The sequence below is a fragment of the Kitasatospora sp. NPDC051170 genome, assembly GCF_044455705.1.
In the GTDB taxonomy this organism is placed as follows: Bacteria; Actinomycetota; Actinomycetes; order Streptomycetales; family Streptomycetaceae; genus Kitasatospora.
On sequence record NZ_JBITFA010000017.1, the window covers coordinates 16093 to 31612 of the forward strand.

Here is a 15520-nt window from a genome sequence, read left to right on the forward strand (position 1 = left end):
TGTCAGACCCGCGTCACTTCTGGAACTTGAGCACCAGGCCGAGAACGATGATGCAGGCGAACCATCCGAGGCCGATCACGATCGTGATGCGGTCCAGGTTGCGCTCGGCCACGGCCGAGCCGCCGCCGGTGGACATCGCGCCGCCGCCGAACATGTCCGACAGGCCGCCGCCCTTCCCCTTGTGCAGCAGCACAAGCAGGATCATCAGCAAGCTCAGGACGATCAGGGCAATCGAGAACCCGAGAACCACGACGGGACCAACTCTCTCGTATCTTCGGCGAAGGGGCCGGGCCCGCGAACGGCGGTCCGGCCCCAAAGCCTACGTTGCTGCGGCGGCGTTAGCCTACTGCCTGGTCACGGTAGCGCACGATCTTGACGAACTCGTCGGCGTCCAGGGAGGCACCGCCGATCAGGCCGCCGTCGATGTCGGGCTTGGCCATCAGGCCGGCCGCGCTGGAGGACTTGACCGAGCCGCCGTACAGGACGCGGACCTTGCCGGCCAGCTCGGCGTCGTACAGCTCGGCCAGGCGGGCGCGGATCGCGGCGCAGACCTCCTGCGCGTCCTCCGGGGTGGCCACCTCGCCGGTGCCGATCGCCCAGACCGGCTCGTAGGCCACGACGATCGACTCGGCCTGGTCGGCCGGGACGCCGTCGAGGGCGCCGTCCAGCTGGGCCAGGGTGTGCTCGACGTGCGTGCCGGCCTTGCGGATCTCCAGCGGCTCGCCGATGCACAGGATCGGGGTGACCCCGGCGCGGTAGGCGGCCTTGACCTTGGCGTTGACGATCTCCTCGTTCTCGCCGTGGTACTGGCGGCGCTCGGAGTGGCCGATCACCGCGTAGGTGCACTTGAGCCGGGCCAGCATCGGGCCGGAGACCTCGCCGGTGTAGGCGCCGGAGTCGTGCTGGGAGATGTCCTGCGAGCCGTACTTGATCTTCAGCTTGTCACCGTCGACCAGGGTCTGGAGCGACCGCAGGTCGGTGAAGGGCACCAGGACGGCGACCTCGACGGCCTCGTAGTCCTTGTCGGCCAGGGTGAAGACCAGCTTCTGGGTGTGGCGGATGGCCTCGTAGTGGTCGAGGTTCATCTTCCAGTTGCCCGCCATCAGCGGGAGACGCTCAGTCATGCTTTCAGCCTTCCAGGGCGGTGAGACCGGGGAGCTGCTTGCCCTCCAGGTACTCCAGGCTCGCGCCACCGCCGGTCGAGATGTGCCCGAACTTCGTCTCGTCGAAGCCCAGGATGCGGACGGCCGCGGCGGAGTCGCCGCCGCCGACGACGGTGAACGCGTCGCTGTCGACCAGGGCCTGCGCGACGGCGGAGGTGCCGCCGGCGTAGTCCGGGTGCTCGAAGACGCCCATCGGGCCGTTCCAGAACACCGTGCCGGCGTCGGCCAGCTTGCTCGCGAACAGCTCGCGGGACTTCGGGCCGATGTCCAGGCCCTCCTTGTCGGCGGGGATCTCGTCCGCGTCGACGGTCTCGAAGTCCGCCGGGGCCTTGGTCTTGAGGTCCGGGAACTCGGCCGAGACCAGGACGTCCACCGGCAGGACGAACTCGACGCCGGTGTCCTCGGCGCGCTTGAGGTAGTCCAGGACGGTCGGGATCTGGTCCTCCTGCAGCAGCGAGATGCCGACCTCGTGGCCCTTGGCCTTGAGGAAGGTGTACGCCATGCCGCCGCCGATGAGGATGCGGTCGGCCTTCTTCAGCAGGTTGTCGATCACTCCGAGCTTGTCGGAGACCTTGGCGCCGCCGAGCACGACGACGTACGGGCGGGCGACCTCGTCGGTCAGCCGCTTGAGGACGCCGACCTCGGTGGCGATCAGGTCACCGGCGGCGTGCGGGAGCAGGGCCGGCAGGTCGAACACGGAGGCGTGCTTGCGGTGCACGGCGCCGAAGCCGTCACCGACGTAGAGGTCCGCGAGGGCGGCGAGCTGCTCGGCGAAGGCCTTGCGCTCGGCGTCGTCCTTGCTGGTCTCGCCGGCGTTGAAGCGGAGGTTCTCCAGCAGCGCGACCTCGCCCTCGCCCAGCGCGGCGACGGCGGCCGTGGCGCTCTCGCCGACGGTGTCGGTGGCGAAGGCGACCGGACGGCCGAGGATCTCGCCGAGGCGCGCGGCCACGGGGGCGAGCGAGAACTTCGGGTCCGGCTCGCCCTTGGGGCGGCCGAGGTGCGAGGCGACGACGACCTTCGCACCGCGCTCCAGGAGCTTGGCGATGGTCGGCGCGACGGCGCGGATGCGGCCGTCGTCGGTGATCGTGCTGCCGTCCAGCGGGACGTTCAGGTCGGCGCGGACGAAGACGCGCTTGCCTGCGACGTCGAGGTCTTCGATGGTCTTCACGGGTTCTTCGGTCTCCTGGGGAGATGGGGATGCGCAGAGAGGCGGCACGGCGCAGGGGCCGCCTGGGAAGTCCTTGAGCGCGGCGCGAGGGCCCGGTCGGCGTCGTGCGCCGTCCGGGCCCTCGCCCCTACATCACGTCAGCTCCCAACGGGTCAGAGCTGCTCTCCGACGATGCCGACCAGGTCGACGACGCGGTTCGAGTAGCCCCACTCGTTGTCGTACCAGCCGAGCACCTTGACCTGGTTGCCCTGGACCATGGTGAGCTGGGAGTCGAAGATGCACGAGTGCGGGTCGTTCACGATGTCCGAGGAGACGATCGGGTCCTCGGTGTAGGCCAGGACGCCCGCGAGCGAGCCCTCCTGAGCGGCCTTCTGGAAGGCCGCGTTGACCTCGTCCTTGGTGACCTCGCGCTCGAGGGTCACGACCAGGTCGGTGATCGAGCCGGTCGGGACCGGGACGCGCAGCGAGGTGCCGTCCAGCTTGCCCTTCAGCTCCGGCAGGACCAGGGCGGTCGCCTTGGCGGCACCCGTCGAGGTCGGGATGATGTTCTGGCTCGCCGCACGAGCACGGCGCAGGTCCTTGTGCGGGAAGTCCAGGGTGACCTGGTCGTTGGTGAACGCGTGGACGGTGGTCATCAGACCCTTGACGATGCCGAAGTTGTCGTTCAGCACCTTCGCCATCGGCGCCACGCAGTTGGTGGTGCAGGAGGCGTTGGAGATGACGTGGTGGTTGGCCGCGTCGTACTTGTCGTCGTTGACGCCCAGGACGACGGTGATGTCCTCGTCGGTGGCGGGCGCCGAGATGATGACCTTCTTGGCACCGGCGGCGATGTGCTTCTTCGCGGCCTCGGCCTTGGTGAAGATGCCGGTGGACTCGACGACGATGTCGGCGCCCAGGGCGGCCCACGGCAGGTTCGCGGGGTCACGCTCGGCCGTCACCTTGAAGGTGTGGCCGTCGACGGTGATGGTGTCCTCGGTGTGCGAGACCTCGCCCGGGAAGGTACCCAGGGTGGTGTCGTACTTGAGCAGGTGGGCCAGGGTCTTCGTGTCGGTGAGGTCGTTGACACCGACGATCTCGATGTCCGCGCCCTGGGCCTTGACGGCGCGGAAGAAGTTGCGGCCGATGCGGCCGAAGCCGTTGATGCCTACCCGGATCGTCACGAACCGATCTCCTCGTTAGGTACGCCGGCGCGAAGGCCGACGGGGATGAGATTTGGGAAGTCCCCGACCGCCTATGACCCTACCCCTCCCGGGGCTGGGAGGGCACATCGCGCCGCGTGGTGAGACCGGGCGTGGCGCGGCGCAACCCCCATTTCAGGCCGTCCGTCCCTGGTTCGCCGGGCAGTTGGTCCCGGGCCAATGGTCTCTACCAATTTGAATGTACGGCCGGACCCGGCTACGGCTCACGGCCGGCACCCCCTCCTCGGGGTACCGGCCGTGAGTGAACGCTCTGGAGCGCGGAGCTCAGTTCACCGCCACTCAGTTCATCGCCATCTCGTCGGTCAGGCTCGCCTCGGTGCCCGGCAGGCCGAGCTCGGAGGCCCGCTTGTCGGCCATCGCCAGCAGCCGGCGGATCCGGCCGGCCACCGCGTCCTTGGTCAGCGGCGGGTCGGCGAGCGCGCCCAGCTCCTCCAGCGACGCCTGCTTGTGCTGCATCCGCAGCTGGCCCGCGGCGGCCAGGTGCTCGGGCACCTCCTCGCCGAGGATCTCCAGCGCGCGCTGCACCCGGGCGCCGGCCGCCACCGCGGCGCGGGCCGAGCGGCGCAGGTTGGCGTCGTCGAAGTTGGCCAGGCGGTTGGCGGTGGCCCGCACCTCGCGGCGCATCCGGCGCTCCTCCCAGGCGAGCACCGACTCGTGCGCGCCCAGGCGGGTCAGCAGCGCGCCGATCGCGTCGCCGTCACGGATGACCACCCGGTCCACGCCGCGCACCTCGCGGGCCTTGGCCGGGATGCCGAGCCTGCGGGCGGCACCGACCAGGGCGAGGGCCGCCTCGGAGCCGGGGCAGGTGATCTCCAGCGAGGAGGAGCGGCCCGGCTCGGTGAGCGAGCCGTGCGCCAGGAAGGCCCCGCGCCACGCCGCCTCGGCGTCGCAGGTCGCCCCGGAGACGACCGCCGGGGGCAGGCCCCGGATCGGGCGGCCCCTGCCGTCCACGAGCCCGGTCTGGCGCGCGAGCAGCTCGCCGTCCTTGACGACCCGCACGACGAACCGGCTGCCGCGCCGCAGCCCGCCGGGGGCCATCACCACGAGGTCCGAGGAGTGCCCGAAAATCTCCAGGAGGTCCTTGCGCAGCCGCCGCGCCGCCGCGCCGGTGTCCAGCTCCGCCTCGATCACGATGCGGCCGCTCACGATGTGCAGTCCGCCCGCGAACCGCAGGATCGCCGACACCTCCGCCTTGCGACAGCAGGCCCGGGTGACCGGGAGCCGGCTGATCTCGTCCTTCACCGCTGGAGTCATCGCCATGGCCCGATCCTTCCATGTGTCCGGAAAATCCGGTCGTACGCGGCTGCCAACAGCTCCGGGTCGTGTCGCGGGGTGCCGTCGGTCCGGGCCACCGAACCGAGCACCAGAGCGGCGCCCATCCTCGTGGCGGCCTTCTCCAGACCGGCCAGGTCCGCCTGGCCGAAGGCGCCGCCCGAGACGGCGCGCTCGTCCACCAGGATCGCATCCACGGCGAGGTCGGGAGCGTGGTCGGCGATGACCTCCAGATGACGCTGCGGGGTGAAGCCCTCCGTCTCGCCGGGCTGGGGGGCCAGGTTCAGGGTGAGCAGGCGGCGGGCGCGGGTCTCCACCAGCGCCTTGGCCAGCTCGGGCACCAGCAGGTGCGGCAGGACGCTGGTGAACCAGGAGCCGGGGCCGAGCACCACCCAGTCCGCCTCCCGCACGGCCGCGACGGCCTCGGGCACGGCGGGCGGCTCCTCGGGCACCAGCCGGATCGACTGCACGGTGCCCGGGGTCGCGGCCACGCTGGCCTGGCCCCGTACGGCGCCGACCTCGGCGGGGCGGGCCGGGTCGTGGCCGCGCACCGTCGCCTCGATGTCCAGCGGGACGGCCGACATCGGCAGCACCCGGCCCTGGACGTTCAGCAGGCGGCCGACCCACTCCAGGGCGGCCACCGGGTCCCCCAGCTTCTCCCAGAGGGCGACGATCAGCAGGTTGCCCACCGCGTGGCCGCCCAGCTCGCCGTTGCCGGTGAAGCGCTGCTGGATCACCTCGGACCAGGTGCGGCCCCAGTCGTCGTCCCCGCACAGCGCGGCCAGCGCCTTGCGCAGGTCTCCCGGGGGCAGCACGCCCAGCTCACTGCGCAGCCGTCCGCTGGAGCCGCCGTCGTCGGCGACGGTGACCACGGCGGTGACGTCGCTGGTCAGGCGGCGCAGCGCGGACAGCGAGGCGGACAGGCCCTGGCCGCCGCCGAGCGCGGTGATGCGGGGGGCGGGGTTGGCCCGGGCGGGGCTGTTGCGCGGCCGGCTGGGCGCCGGGGGCCGGACCGGGACGGCCGCCCGGTCACCTCCCCTGCCCTGCGGCTGCCGCCCGGGTCCGTATCCCGCCACTCCCGCCACGAATCACCTCGCGTTCCTCCCCCGCCACCGGCTGCGCCGGGGGTCGTCCGGCGAGAAGGAGGCGGACTATTCCCGTCCCATGTCACGGTGGACGAGCACCGTCTCGACTCCGTCGGCGATGAGACGCTTGGTCAGACGCTCGGACATGGCGACGCTGCGGTGCTTGCCACCGGTGCAGCCTACGGCAAGCGTCATGTAGCGCTTCCCTTCGCGGCGGTAACCCTCCGCGACGATGCGCAGCAGATCGGCGTAGCCGTCCAGGAACTCGTTGGCCCCGGGCTGCTGGAAGACGTAGTCGGCGACGTCCGCGTCGGTGCCGGTGCGGGCGCGCAGCTCGGGGACCCAGTGGGGGTTGGGCAGGAAGCGGCAGTCCACGACGAGGTCGGCGTCGACGGGCAGGCCGTACTTGAAGCCGAAGGACATCACGGTGGCGCGCAGCTCGGGCTCGTCGTGGTCGGCGAACTGGGCGTCGAGCTTGGCGCGCAGCTGGTGCACGTTGAGGTTGGAGGTGTCGATCACCAGGTCGGCCTCGCCGCGCAGGTCGCGCAGGAGGTCGCGCTCCTGGGCGATGCCGTCGACGATGCGGCCGTCGGCCTGGAGCGGGTGGGGGCGGCGCACGTTCTCGAAGCGGCGCACCAGGGCCTCGTCGGAGGAGTCGAGGAAGATCACCCGAAGGCGCACGCCCCTCTTCTCCAGCTCGTCGAGGGAGGTGAGCAGGTCGTCGAAGAACTGGCGGCCGCGCACGTCCACGACCACGCCGATCCTGGCGACGTTGCCCTGGGAGCGGGCGCCGAGGTCGACCATGGTCGGGATCAGGGCGGGCGGCAGGTTGTCGACCACGAACCAGCCGAGGTCCTCCAGGCACTTGGCCGCGGTGGAGCGGCCGGCTCCGGACATGCCGGAGATGATCACCAGCTCCGGCGCGTTCTCGGCCACGTCTGACACGGTCACTTCGGTTCCCCGCTCTCGGTCTTCCTGCTGGGGAGAACGCGTTCGGCGGCCGCGCGCTTCCCCGGCCCGGACAGGCGGGCCGCGGTGGCGGGTCGGGCCAGCTGACGGGCGGCGTCGGCCGTCATGGCGTCTCCTGGGTTGGTGCGTTCTGGGGTGCTGCGGGTGCTGCGGCGGGTGTCGCGGCCACCGGCTCCGCGACCTCGTCGGCCCCGTCCTCGATGATCTCGCCTGTCGCGGTGTTGACCGCGGGTGCCGCGGGTGTACGGGACGACAACGCCGCCGCAACAGTCTCCGCCGTGCGGCGTCCGATGCCGGGTACGGCGCAGAGTTCGTCGACGGTGGCCGCCCGGAGCCTCTTCAGCGAGCCGAAGTGCTTGAGCAGCGCCCGGCGGCGAGTCTCTCCGAGGCCCGGGACGGAGTCCAGTTCCCCGGCGGTGAGTCGCTTGGAACGCTTGGCGCGCTGGTAGGTGATCGCGAAGCGGTGGGCCTCGTCGCGCACGCGCTGGAGCAGGTAGAGGCCCTCGCTGGCGCGGGGCAGCACGACGGGGTCGTCCTCGCCGGGCAACCAGACCTCCTCCAGGCGCTTGGCCAGGCCGCACAGGGCGACGTCGTCGATGCCGAGTTCGTCCAGGGCGCGCTTGGCGGCGGCGACCTGCGGCTGGCCGCCGTCGACCACCAGCAGCTGGGGCGGGTAGGCGAAGCGGCGGGGGCGGCCGTCCTCGGTGCGGGGGCCGTCCTCGGTCTGCGCGGCGTCCTCGGTCTGCGCGGCGTCCTCGGCGTCGTCCGCCTCGGGCACGGCCCACTCGCCGGTCTGCTCGCGCTCCTGGAGGTAGCGGCGGAAGCGGCGGCCGATCACCTCGTGCATCGAGCGGACGTCGTCCTGGCCGGCGAAGCCCTTGATCTGGAAGCGCCGGTACTCGCTCTTGCGGGCCAGGCCGTCCTCGAAGACGACCATGGAGGCCACCACGTCCTCGCCCTGGAGGTGGGAGATGTCGAAGCACTCGATGCGCAGCGGGACGGAGTCCAGCTCCAGCGCGTCGGCGATCTCCTGGAGGGCGCGGCTGCGGGTGGTCAGGTCGGAGGCGCGCTTGGTCTTGTGCAGCGCCAGCGCCTGCTGGGCGTTGCGCTGCACGGTGGCCATGAGGTCCTTCTTGTCGCCGCGCTGCGGGATGCGCAGGTCGACCTGGCTGCCGCGCAGGGAGCTCAGCCAGTCCCGTATCGGGGCGACGGGCTCGGGCAGGGCGGGCACCAGCACCTCGCGGGGGACGGACTCGCCGGCGCCCCCGTACAGCTGCTGGAGGGCGTGCTCGACCAGGCCCGCGGTGTCGACGTCCTCGACCTTGTCGGTGACCCAGCCGCGCTGGCCGCGCACCCGGCCGCCGCGGACGTGGAAGATCTGTACGGCGGCCTCGAGTTCGTCCTCGGCGACGGCGAGCAGGTCGGCGTCGGTGGCGTCGGTGAAGACGATCGCGTTCTTCTCCATGGCGCGTGTGAGGGCGCCGATGTCGTCGCGGAGCCGGGCCGCCTTCTCGTACTCCATCTCCTCGGCGGCCTCCTGCATCTCCGTCTCCAGGCGGCGCAGGTAGTTGCCGGTGCGCCCGGCCATGAAGTCGCAGAAGTCCTCGGCCAGCTCCCGGTGTTCGTCCGCGGTGACCTTGCCGACGCAGGGCGCGGCGCACTTGCCGATGTAGCCGAGCAGGCAGGGGCGGCCGACCTGCTGGGCGCGCTTGAAGACGCCGTTGGAGCAGGTGCGGACGGGGAAGACGCGCAGCAGCAGGTCGACGGTCTCGCGGATCGCCCAGGCGTGGCCGTACGGGCCGAAGTAGCGCACGCCCTTCTTGTGCGCCCCGCGCATCACCTGGACGCGCGGGAACTCCTCGTTGAGGGTGACGGCGAGTTCCGGATAGCTCTTGTCGTCGCGGTACTTGACGTTGAAGCGGGGGTCGAACTCCTTGATCCAGGAGTACTCCAGCTGCAGCGCCTCGACCTCGGTGCCGACGACCGTCCACTCCACCGAGGCGGCGGTGGTGACCATCGTCGCGGTGCGCGGGTGCAGGCCGGCGAGGTCCTGGAAGTAGGACGTCAGGCGCTGGCGGAGGTTCTTGGCCTTGCCGACGTAGATGACCCGGCCGTGGGCGTCACGGAACTTGTAGACGCCCGGGGAGGTCGGGATCGCGCCCGGCGCCGGGCGGTAGGTGCTCGGGTCAGCCATGGGTCCACCGTACCGATTTCGGCTGGAGGGAGATCAACTGCGTCAGCTCGCGGTCACCTTGAGGTTCCCCGCCTCGACGGCGACGGCGTAGGAGGGCAGCGGGCTGGGGGCCGGGCCCTCCTGGACGGAGCCGTCGGTGACGGAGAAGCGGCTGCCGTGGCAGGGGCACTGGATCTGCTGCTTCTTGACCTGGTCGACGATGCAGCCGGCGTGGGTGCACTTGGCGCTGAACGCCTTGAACTGGCCCTCGGTGGGCTGGGTGACGACGATCTTCTGCTCGCGGTAGACCTTGCCGCCGCCGACCGGGACGTCCGTGGCCGGGCCGAGGTCCACCGGGCCCTTGGCCGCGCCGCCCTTGTCCGAGCCGCCGGAGGACGAGCCGCCGGAGGAGGAGCCGCAGCCGGTGAGCGCCACGGCGCCGCCGGCCGCCAGGACGGCCGCCCCGCAGAGCAGGGTGCGGCGGGAGGCGGCGGGGCTGGTCTCGGGGGCCTCGGACATCGGGTGCGCTCCTACGGTTGCTGCCGGTTGCTGCTGCGAGGGACCACGGAAGTCTATGCGGCACGCACCCCGCCGCTCCCGGGGCGCCGGGAGCGGCGGGGTGCGTGGCGCGGCTACTTCTTCGCCGCGACGGCCCGCTTGCGCGGCGCCTTCTTGGCGGGGGCGGCGACCGGGGCGTCCGCGAAGTCCCCCGGCAGGATGTCCCGCAGGAACTTGCCGGTGTGGCTCTCCGCGACGGCCGCGATCTGCTCCGGGGTGCCCTCGGCGACCACCGTGCCGCCGCCGGAGCCGCCCTCGGGGCCCATGTCGACGACCCAGTCGGCGGTCTTGATCACATCGAGGTTGTGCTCGATGACGATCACCGTGTTGCCCTTGTCCACCAGCCCGCTGAGCACCTTGATCAGCTTGCTGATGTCCTCGAAGTGCAGACCGGTGGTGGGCTCGTCCAGCACGTAGACCGTCCGCCCGGTGGAGCGCTTCTGCAGCTCGGAGGCGAGCTTGACGCGCTGCGCCTCGCCGCCGGAGAGCGTCGGCGCGGACTGGCCGAGCCGGACGTAGCCCAGACCCACGTCGTTGAGCGTGCGCAGGTGGCGGGCGATCGCCGGGACGGCCTCGAAGAAGCCCAGGGCCTCCTCGATCGGCATGTCCAGCACCTCGGCGATGGACTTGCCCTTGTAGTGGACCTCCAGCGTCTCCCGGTTGTACCGGGCGCCGTGGCAGACCTCGCACGGCACGTAGACGTCCGGCAGGAAGTTCATCTCGATCTTGATCGTGCCGTCGCCGGTGCAGTTCTCGCAGCGGCCGCCCTTGACGTTGAACGAGAACCGGCCCGGCAGGTACCCGCGGACCTTGGCCTCCTGCGTCTCCGCGAAGAGCCGGCGCACGTGGTCGAACACACCGGTGTACGTGGCCGGGTTGGAGCGCGGGGTGCGGCCGATCGGCGACTGGTCGACGTGCACCACCTTGTCCACCAGGTCGGTGCCGGTGATCCGGGTGTGCCGGCCGGGCACGCTGCGGGCGCCGTTCAGCTCCCGGGCGAGGTGGGTGTAGAGGATGTCGTTGACCAGCGTGGACTTCCCGGAGCCGGAGACACCGGTGATCGCCGTGAGCGTCCCCAGCGGGAAGCCGACCGTGACGTCCTTGAGGTTGTGCTCGCGGGCGCCGTGCACCGTCAGCTGGCGCTTCTTGTCCCGGTCGCGGCGGGTGTCCGGGATCGGGATGAAGCGCTTGCCGGAGAGGTACTGCCCGGTCAGCGACTCCTTGTTGGCGAGGAGCTGCTTCAGCGACCCGGAGTGCACCACCTTGCCGCCGTGCTCACCGGCGCCCGGGCCGATGTCCACCACCCAGTCCGCGGTCTTGATGGTGTCCTCGTCGTGCTCGACCACGATCAGGGTGTTGCCGATGTCGCGCAGGCGCACCAGCGTCTCGATCAGCCGGTGGTTGTCGCGCTGGTGCAGGCCGATGGACGGCTCGTCCAGCACGTACAGCACGCCGACCAGGCCGGAGCCGATCTGCGTGGCCAGCCGGATGCGCTGGGCCTCGCCGCCCGAGAGGGTGCCGGCCGCGCGGTCCAGCGAGAGGTAGTCCAGGCCGACGTCGACCAGGAAGCGCAGCCGCTCGTTGACCTCCTTGAGGACGCGCTCGGCGATCTGCTTGTCCCGGTCATTGAGCTTCATCGCCCCCAGGAACTCGGAGCAGTCGCTGATCGACATCGAGGAGACGTCGGCGATCGACTTCTCCTGGACGGTGACGGCGAGCACCACCGGCTTGAGCCGGGTGCCCCGGCACGTCGGGCAGGGCACCTCGCGCATGTAGCCCTCGAAGCGCTCGCGGCTGCTGTCACTCTCCGCCTCGGTGTGCCGGCGCTGGATGAACGGGACGGCGCCCTCGAAGCCCGTGCTGTACGAGCGCTCGCGGCCGAACCGGTTGCGGTACTTCACCTGCACCTGGTGCTTGTGCCCGTACAGCAGCGCCTTCTTGGCGCGGGCGGGCAGCCCGGCCCAGGGGATGTCGGTGCGGAAGCCGAGCTCTTCGGCCAGCGCGTCGATCAGGCGGGCGAAGTACTCCTTCGCGTGGCCCGCCGACCAGGGGTGGATGGCGCCCTCCTCCAGCGAGCGCTCCGGGTCGGGGACGACCAGCTCCGGGTCGACCTCCATCCGGTTGCCCAGGCCCGAGCAGTCCGGGCAGGCGCCGAACGGCGAGTTGAAGGAGAACGAGCGCGGCTCCAGCTCCTCGAACGACACGTCGTCGTACGGGCAGTAGAGGTGCTCGGAGTACATCCGCTCGCGCTCGGCGTCGTCCTCGGCGAGGTCGACGAAGTCGAGGACGACCATGCCGCCGGAGAGCCTGAGGGCCGTCTCCACCGAGTCGGTGAGGCGGCGCTTGGCGCTCTCCTTGACGGTGAGGCGGTCGATGACCACCTCGACGGTGTGCTTCTCCTGCTTCTTGAGCTTCGGCGGCTCGGTGAGCTGGATCGTCTCGCCGTCCACCCGGGCGCGGGAGTAGCCCTTGGACTGGAGGTCGGCGAAGAGGTCGACGAACTCGCCCTTGCGCTCGCGCACCACCGGGCTGAGCACCTGGAAGCGGGTGCCCTCGGCGAGCTCCAGCACCTTGTCGACGATCGCCTGGGGCGACTGCTTGGCGATCGGGCGGCCGCAGTGCGGGCAGTGCGGCTTGCCGATCCGGGCGAACAGCAGGCGCAGGTAGTCGTAGACCTCGGTGATCGTGCCGACGGTCGAACGGGGGTTGCGGTTGGTGGACTTCTGGTCGATCGAGACGGCCGGGGAGAGGCCCTCGATGAAGTCGACGTCGGGCTTGTCCATCTGGCCCAGGAACTGGCGGGCGTAGGACGACAGCGACTCGACGTAGCGGCGCTGGCCCTCGGCGAAGATCGTGTCGAAGGCGAGCGAGGACTTGCCGGAGCCGGAGAGGCCCGTGAAGACGATGAGTGAGTCGCGGGGCAGGTCGAGCGAGACGTTCTTGAGGTTGTGCTCGCGTGCACCGCGGACGACGAGACGGTCGGCCACAGCTTCTGGCGCCTTTCTCCGGGACGAGACAGCTGGCGTTTGAGTGCGTGTTCTTCTTCAAGGATGCGGCAGCCAGCCTATAGCTCAGACGTTCGAATATCGACCTTGTCCAGCCGAGTCCACCCGAACGAGTGAGGGCGCCTCGCCGACCGTCCGCACCCGGACCGAAAACCCCCTGCTCAGGGCCGTGGTTCGGCGATAGCGTCGACTGGTCAACGAGTGAAACCCGTGTGGGCAACGCGCCCTCCCGTACCGAAGGCAGACCCGATGACCGACCCGCAGTCCGAGGCCACCGCCTGGCTCGCCCAGGTCGAGGAGGCCACCACGCGCCTGCTCGCCACCGTCGCCGGAATGGATCCCGCAGCCGTCGCCGAGCCGTCCGGCCTGCCCGGCTGGACCAGGGGCCACGTGCTCGCCCACCTCTCCCGCAACGCGGACTCCCTGGTCAACCTGCTCCACGGCCTCCCCCAGTACGCCAGCGACGAGGCCCGCGACGGCGACATCGAGCGCGACGCGCCCCGGCCGCTCGACGTCCACCTCGCCGACCTGCGCGACTCCCACGCGCGGCTCGCCGCCGCGGCCGCCTCGACGACCGCCGAGTTCTGGGGAAGCGAGGTCAGGCACCGCGCCGGCTACCTCTTCCCGGCGCACGAGATCCCGCTGAAGCGCCTCCTGGAGGTCGAGTACCACCACGTCGACCTCGCCGCCGGATACACCCCGGAGCAGTGGCCGGAGGAGTTCGCCGTCGACGAGTTCCGCCGGCTCACGGCGAAGCTGCACGGCTCCGACCTGCCCCTCACCGAGGTGCGCGCCGAGGACACCGGGTGGGGCGGCATGATCGGCAGGGGCGTCCCCGACAGCGCCGGCCGCAGCCGCCCGGAGCTCGGCGTCGAGGGCCCGCAGCGCGCTCTCACGGCCTGGCTCTCCGGCCGCTCCGACGGAGCCGACCTGCGCCGCACCCCCGACACCGCGCTCCCCCAGCTTCCGCCGATGGGCTGAGGGCGGGACGATGATCCTGAACCCTGCTGACGGAGCTTTCGGACGAGGAGCGCACGAATGACGTACCACGGAGCGGTCAAGGTCGGCGGACCGCCGGACGTACGGGAGCTGGCCCACCTGATCATCACCAAGGTGGCCGTGGGCCCGTTCGACAACAACGCCTACCTGCTGCGCTGCCGGGCCACCGACGAGCAGTTGCTGATCGACGCGGCCGCCGACGCCCCGGTGCTGCTGGAGACCGTCGGCGACGACCTGGAGACGGTCGTCACCACCCACCGCCACCACGACCACTGGGCGGCCCTCGCCGAGGTCGTCGCCACCACCGGCGCCCGCACCGCCGCCGGGGAGCACGACGCCGAGGGCATCGACGTCCCCACCGAACTGCTGCTCGCCGACGGCGACAAACTGCGCGTCGGCGAGGTCGAACTCACCGTCCGCCACCTGGTCGGCCACACCCCGGGCGCCATCGTCCTGATCTACGACGACCCCCAGGGCCACCCCCACGTCTTCACCGGCGACTGCCTCTTCCCCGGCGGCGTCGGCAACACCTGGGGCGACCCGGAAGCCTTCCGCACCCTCTACCGCGACGTCACGGAGAAGATCTTCGACCCCCTCCCCGACGAAGCCTGGGTCTACCCCGGCCACGGCAACGACACCACCCTCGGCACCGAACGCCCCCACCTCGACGAGTGGCGCGACCGCGGCTGGTGACCGTCCACCCGTAGCACCGAGCCCCGCCGCCGGATGCGTGATCCGGCGGCGGGGCTCGACTACTGCTCGGGTCAGGCGTCGAGCTTCTCGCGCTCGGCCTCCTGCTGCTGCTTCTTGGAGGCCATCAGGCTGGTCACCGTCGTGACGGCCAGGACCAGGACGATGACGGCCAGGGAGACCGGGATGCCGATCTCCGGGGCCCAGGTCGCGCCGGCCTCGTGGGCGGCGTGCAGCACCAGCTTCACGCCGATGAAGCCGAGGATCACCGAGAGGCCGTAGCTCAGGTGGACCAGCTTCTTCAGCAGGCCGCCGATCAGGAAGTACAGCTGGCGCAGGCCCATCAGGGCGAAGGCGTTCGCCGTGAAGACGACGTACGGGTCCTGGGTGAGGCCGAAGATGGCCGGGATCGAGTCCAGGGCGAACAGGACGTCCGTGGTGCCGATCGCCAGCATGACGATCAGCATCGGGGTGATCAGCCGGCGGCCGTGCTCGCGGACGATCAGCTTGGTGCCGCGGTAGTCCTCGGTGGCGGGGAAGCGCCGGGTGATGGACTTGAGGAGGCGGTTCTCCTCGAACTCCTCGTCCTCCTCGTCGGCGCGAGCCTCCTTGATCAGCTTCCAGGCCGTCCAGATCAGGAAGGCGCCGAAGATGAAGAACACCCAGGAGAACTGCGAGACCAGCGCCGCGCCGCCGGCGATGAAGATCGCCCGGAGCACCAGCGCGATGATCACACCGAACATCAGCACGCGCTGCTGGTAGATCCTGGGCACCGCGAACTTGCCCATGATCAGGATGAACACGAAGAGGTTGTCGACACTGAGCGACTTCTCGGTGATGTACCCGGCGAAGAACTCACCGGCCGGCTCGGCGCCGGAGTGCCACCAGAGGAAGCCACCGAAGAGCACCGCCAGGGCGACCCAGACGGCCGTCCAGATCCCGGCCTCCTTGAGGGAGACCTCGTGCGGCTTGCGCCCTCCGATGAAGAAATCGGCCACGATCAGGGCGATCAGCACACCGATCGTCGCGACCCACATGGTCATGGAAACGTCCACTACTGCTCCTCCGGCAGGTAGGCGAGACAGTCATCGTCACTGCCGGAGGTCTCTTCCGCCCATCGGGCCAGCGCCCCGGGGTGCCACGACGGGCACCCGTGATGACGGGGTCGGCTGTCGAGGAATACTCCCCTCCGCTGCCATGAAGAGTAACAGAGATGGCAAAAGGAAGGTAAAGAACCTT

Annotated in this window: 14 protein-coding genes; 2 read left to right on the forward strand and 12 right to left on the reverse strand. The window is 70.8% G+C overall.

The genetic code is table 11. The features are described from left to right. Window positions 1–13 precede the first annotated feature (13 nt). From secG to uvrA, 11 genes are all read right to left on the reverse strand, one after another. A complete protein-coding gene (secG, locus tag ACIBCA_RS30080) occupies window positions 14–250 on the reverse strand; it encodes a preprotein translocase subunit SecG (RefSeq protein ID WP_396286181.1) in 237 nt (78 codons plus the stop codon). 88 nt (window positions 251–338) lie between these two features. Further along, complete coding sequence (tpiA, locus tag ACIBCA_RS30085) at window positions 339–1124, reverse strand: triose-phosphate isomerase (RefSeq protein ID WP_396286182.1); 786 nt, start codon at window positions 1122–1124, stop codon at window positions 339–341. A gap of 4 nt (window positions 1125–1128) precedes the next feature. Continuing rightward, entirely contained in the window at window positions 1129–2331 is a 1203-nt protein-coding gene (locus ACIBCA_RS30090; RefSeq protein ID WP_396286183.1) for a phosphoglycerate kinase, read from the reverse strand. A gap of 152 nt (window positions 2332–2483) precedes the next feature. Beyond that, window positions 2484–3491 (reverse strand): type I glyceraldehyde-3-phosphate dehydrogenase, encoded by a 1008-nt coding sequence (gap, locus tag ACIBCA_RS30095; protein ID WP_396286184.1) that lies wholly within the window; start codon window positions 3489–3491, stop codon window positions 2484–2486. A 318-nt stretch (window positions 3492–3809) separates the two neighbouring features. Next, window positions 3810–4790: a DNA-binding protein WhiA gene (whiA, locus tag ACIBCA_RS30100; RefSeq protein WP_396286185.1), complete on the reverse strand. Its 981-nt coding sequence runs from the start codon at window positions 4788–4790 to the stop codon at window positions 3810–3812. Then, window positions 4781–5878, reverse strand: a complete 1098-nt coding sequence (yvcK, locus tag ACIBCA_RS30105; RefSeq protein WP_396286186.1) for a uridine diphosphate-N-acetylglucosamine-binding protein YvcK — start codon at window positions 5876–5878, stop codon at window positions 4781–4783. Before yvcK ends, whiA begins: the two co-directional genes overlap by 10 nt. 75 nt (window positions 5879–5953) lie before the next feature. Then, window positions 5954–6832, reverse strand: a complete 879-nt coding sequence (rapZ, locus tag ACIBCA_RS30110) for an RNase adapter RapZ (RefSeq protein WP_031065357.1) — start codon at window positions 6830–6832, stop codon at window positions 5954–5956. A gap of 2 nt (window positions 6833–6834) precedes the next feature. Beyond that, on the reverse strand, window positions 6835–6963 hold the full coding sequence (locus ACIBCA_RS30115; protein ID WP_396286187.1) for a hypothetical protein: 129 nt from the start codon (window positions 6961–6963) through the stop codon (window positions 6835–6837). After that, window positions 6960–9050, reverse strand: coding sequence for an excinuclease ABC subunit UvrC (gene uvrC / locus ACIBCA_RS30120; protein ID WP_396286188.1), 2091 nt, complete (start codon window positions 9048–9050; stop codon window positions 6960–6962). The genes ACIBCA_RS30115 and uvrC overlap by 4 nt, the downstream gene beginning before the upstream one ends. 42 nt (window positions 9051–9092) lie before the next feature. Continuing rightward, a complete protein-coding gene (locus ACIBCA_RS30125) occupies window positions 9093–9548 on the reverse strand; it encodes a Rieske (2Fe-2S) protein (RefSeq protein WP_396286189.1) in 456 nt (151 codons plus the stop codon). A gap of 113 nt (window positions 9549–9661) precedes the next feature. Then, window positions 9662–12574 (reverse strand): excinuclease ABC subunit UvrA, encoded by a 2913-nt coding sequence (gene uvrA, locus ACIBCA_RS30130; protein ID WP_396286190.1) that lies wholly within the window; start codon window positions 12572–12574, stop codon window positions 9662–9664. A gap of 267 nt (window positions 12575–12841) precedes the next feature. Here uvrA and ACIBCA_RS30135 point away from each other — a divergent pair, with 267 nt between their 5' ends. Further along, window positions 12842–13573, forward strand: a complete 732-nt coding sequence (locus tag ACIBCA_RS30135; RefSeq protein WP_396286191.1) for a maleylpyruvate isomerase family mycothiol-dependent enzyme — start codon at window positions 12842–12844, stop codon at window positions 13571–13573. A 57-nt stretch (window positions 13574–13630) separates the two neighbouring features. After that, on the forward strand, window positions 13631–14284 hold the full coding sequence (locus ACIBCA_RS30140; protein WP_396286192.1) for an MBL fold metallo-hydrolase: 654 nt from the start codon (window positions 13631–13633) through the stop codon (window positions 14282–14284). A gap of 71 nt (window positions 14285–14355) precedes the next feature. Here ACIBCA_RS30140 and ACIBCA_RS30145 read toward each other — a convergent pair whose 3' ends face one another. Then, window positions 14356–15336, reverse strand: coding sequence for a TerC family protein (locus tag ACIBCA_RS30145; RefSeq protein ID WP_396286193.1), 981 nt, complete (start codon window positions 15334–15336; stop codon window positions 14356–14358). Window positions 15337–15520 lie beyond the last annotated feature (184 nt).

Excerpts from the sequence above, each read along its gene's own strand:
- tpiA (WP_396286182.1), bottom strand. The coding sequence starts at position 1,124 with ATGACTGAGCGTCTCCCGCTGATGGCGGGCAACTGGAAGATGAACCTC.
- whiA (WP_396286185.1), bottom strand. The coding sequence starts at position 4,790 with ATGGCGATGACTCCAGCGGTGAAGGACGAGATCAGCCGGCTCCCGGTC.
- ACIBCA_RS30115 (WP_396286187.1), bottom strand. The coding sequence starts at position 6,963 with ATGACGGCCGACGCCGCCCGTCAGCTGGCCCGACCCGCCACCGCGGCC.
- uvrC (WP_396286188.1), bottom strand. The coding sequence starts at position 9,050 with ATGGCTGACCCGAGCACCTACCGCCCGGCGCCGGGCGCGATCCCGACC.
- ACIBCA_RS30125 (WP_396286189.1), bottom strand. The coding sequence starts at position 9,548 with ATGTCCGAGGCCCCCGAGACCAGCCCCGCCGCCTCCCGCCGCACCCTG.
- ACIBCA_RS30135 (WP_396286191.1), top strand. The coding sequence starts at position 12,842 with ATGACCGACCCGCAGTCCGAGGCCACCGCCTGGCTCGCCCAGGTCGAG.
- ACIBCA_RS30140 (WP_396286192.1), top strand. The coding sequence starts at position 13,631 with ATGACGTACCACGGAGCGGTCAAGGTCGGCGGACCGCCGGACGTACGG.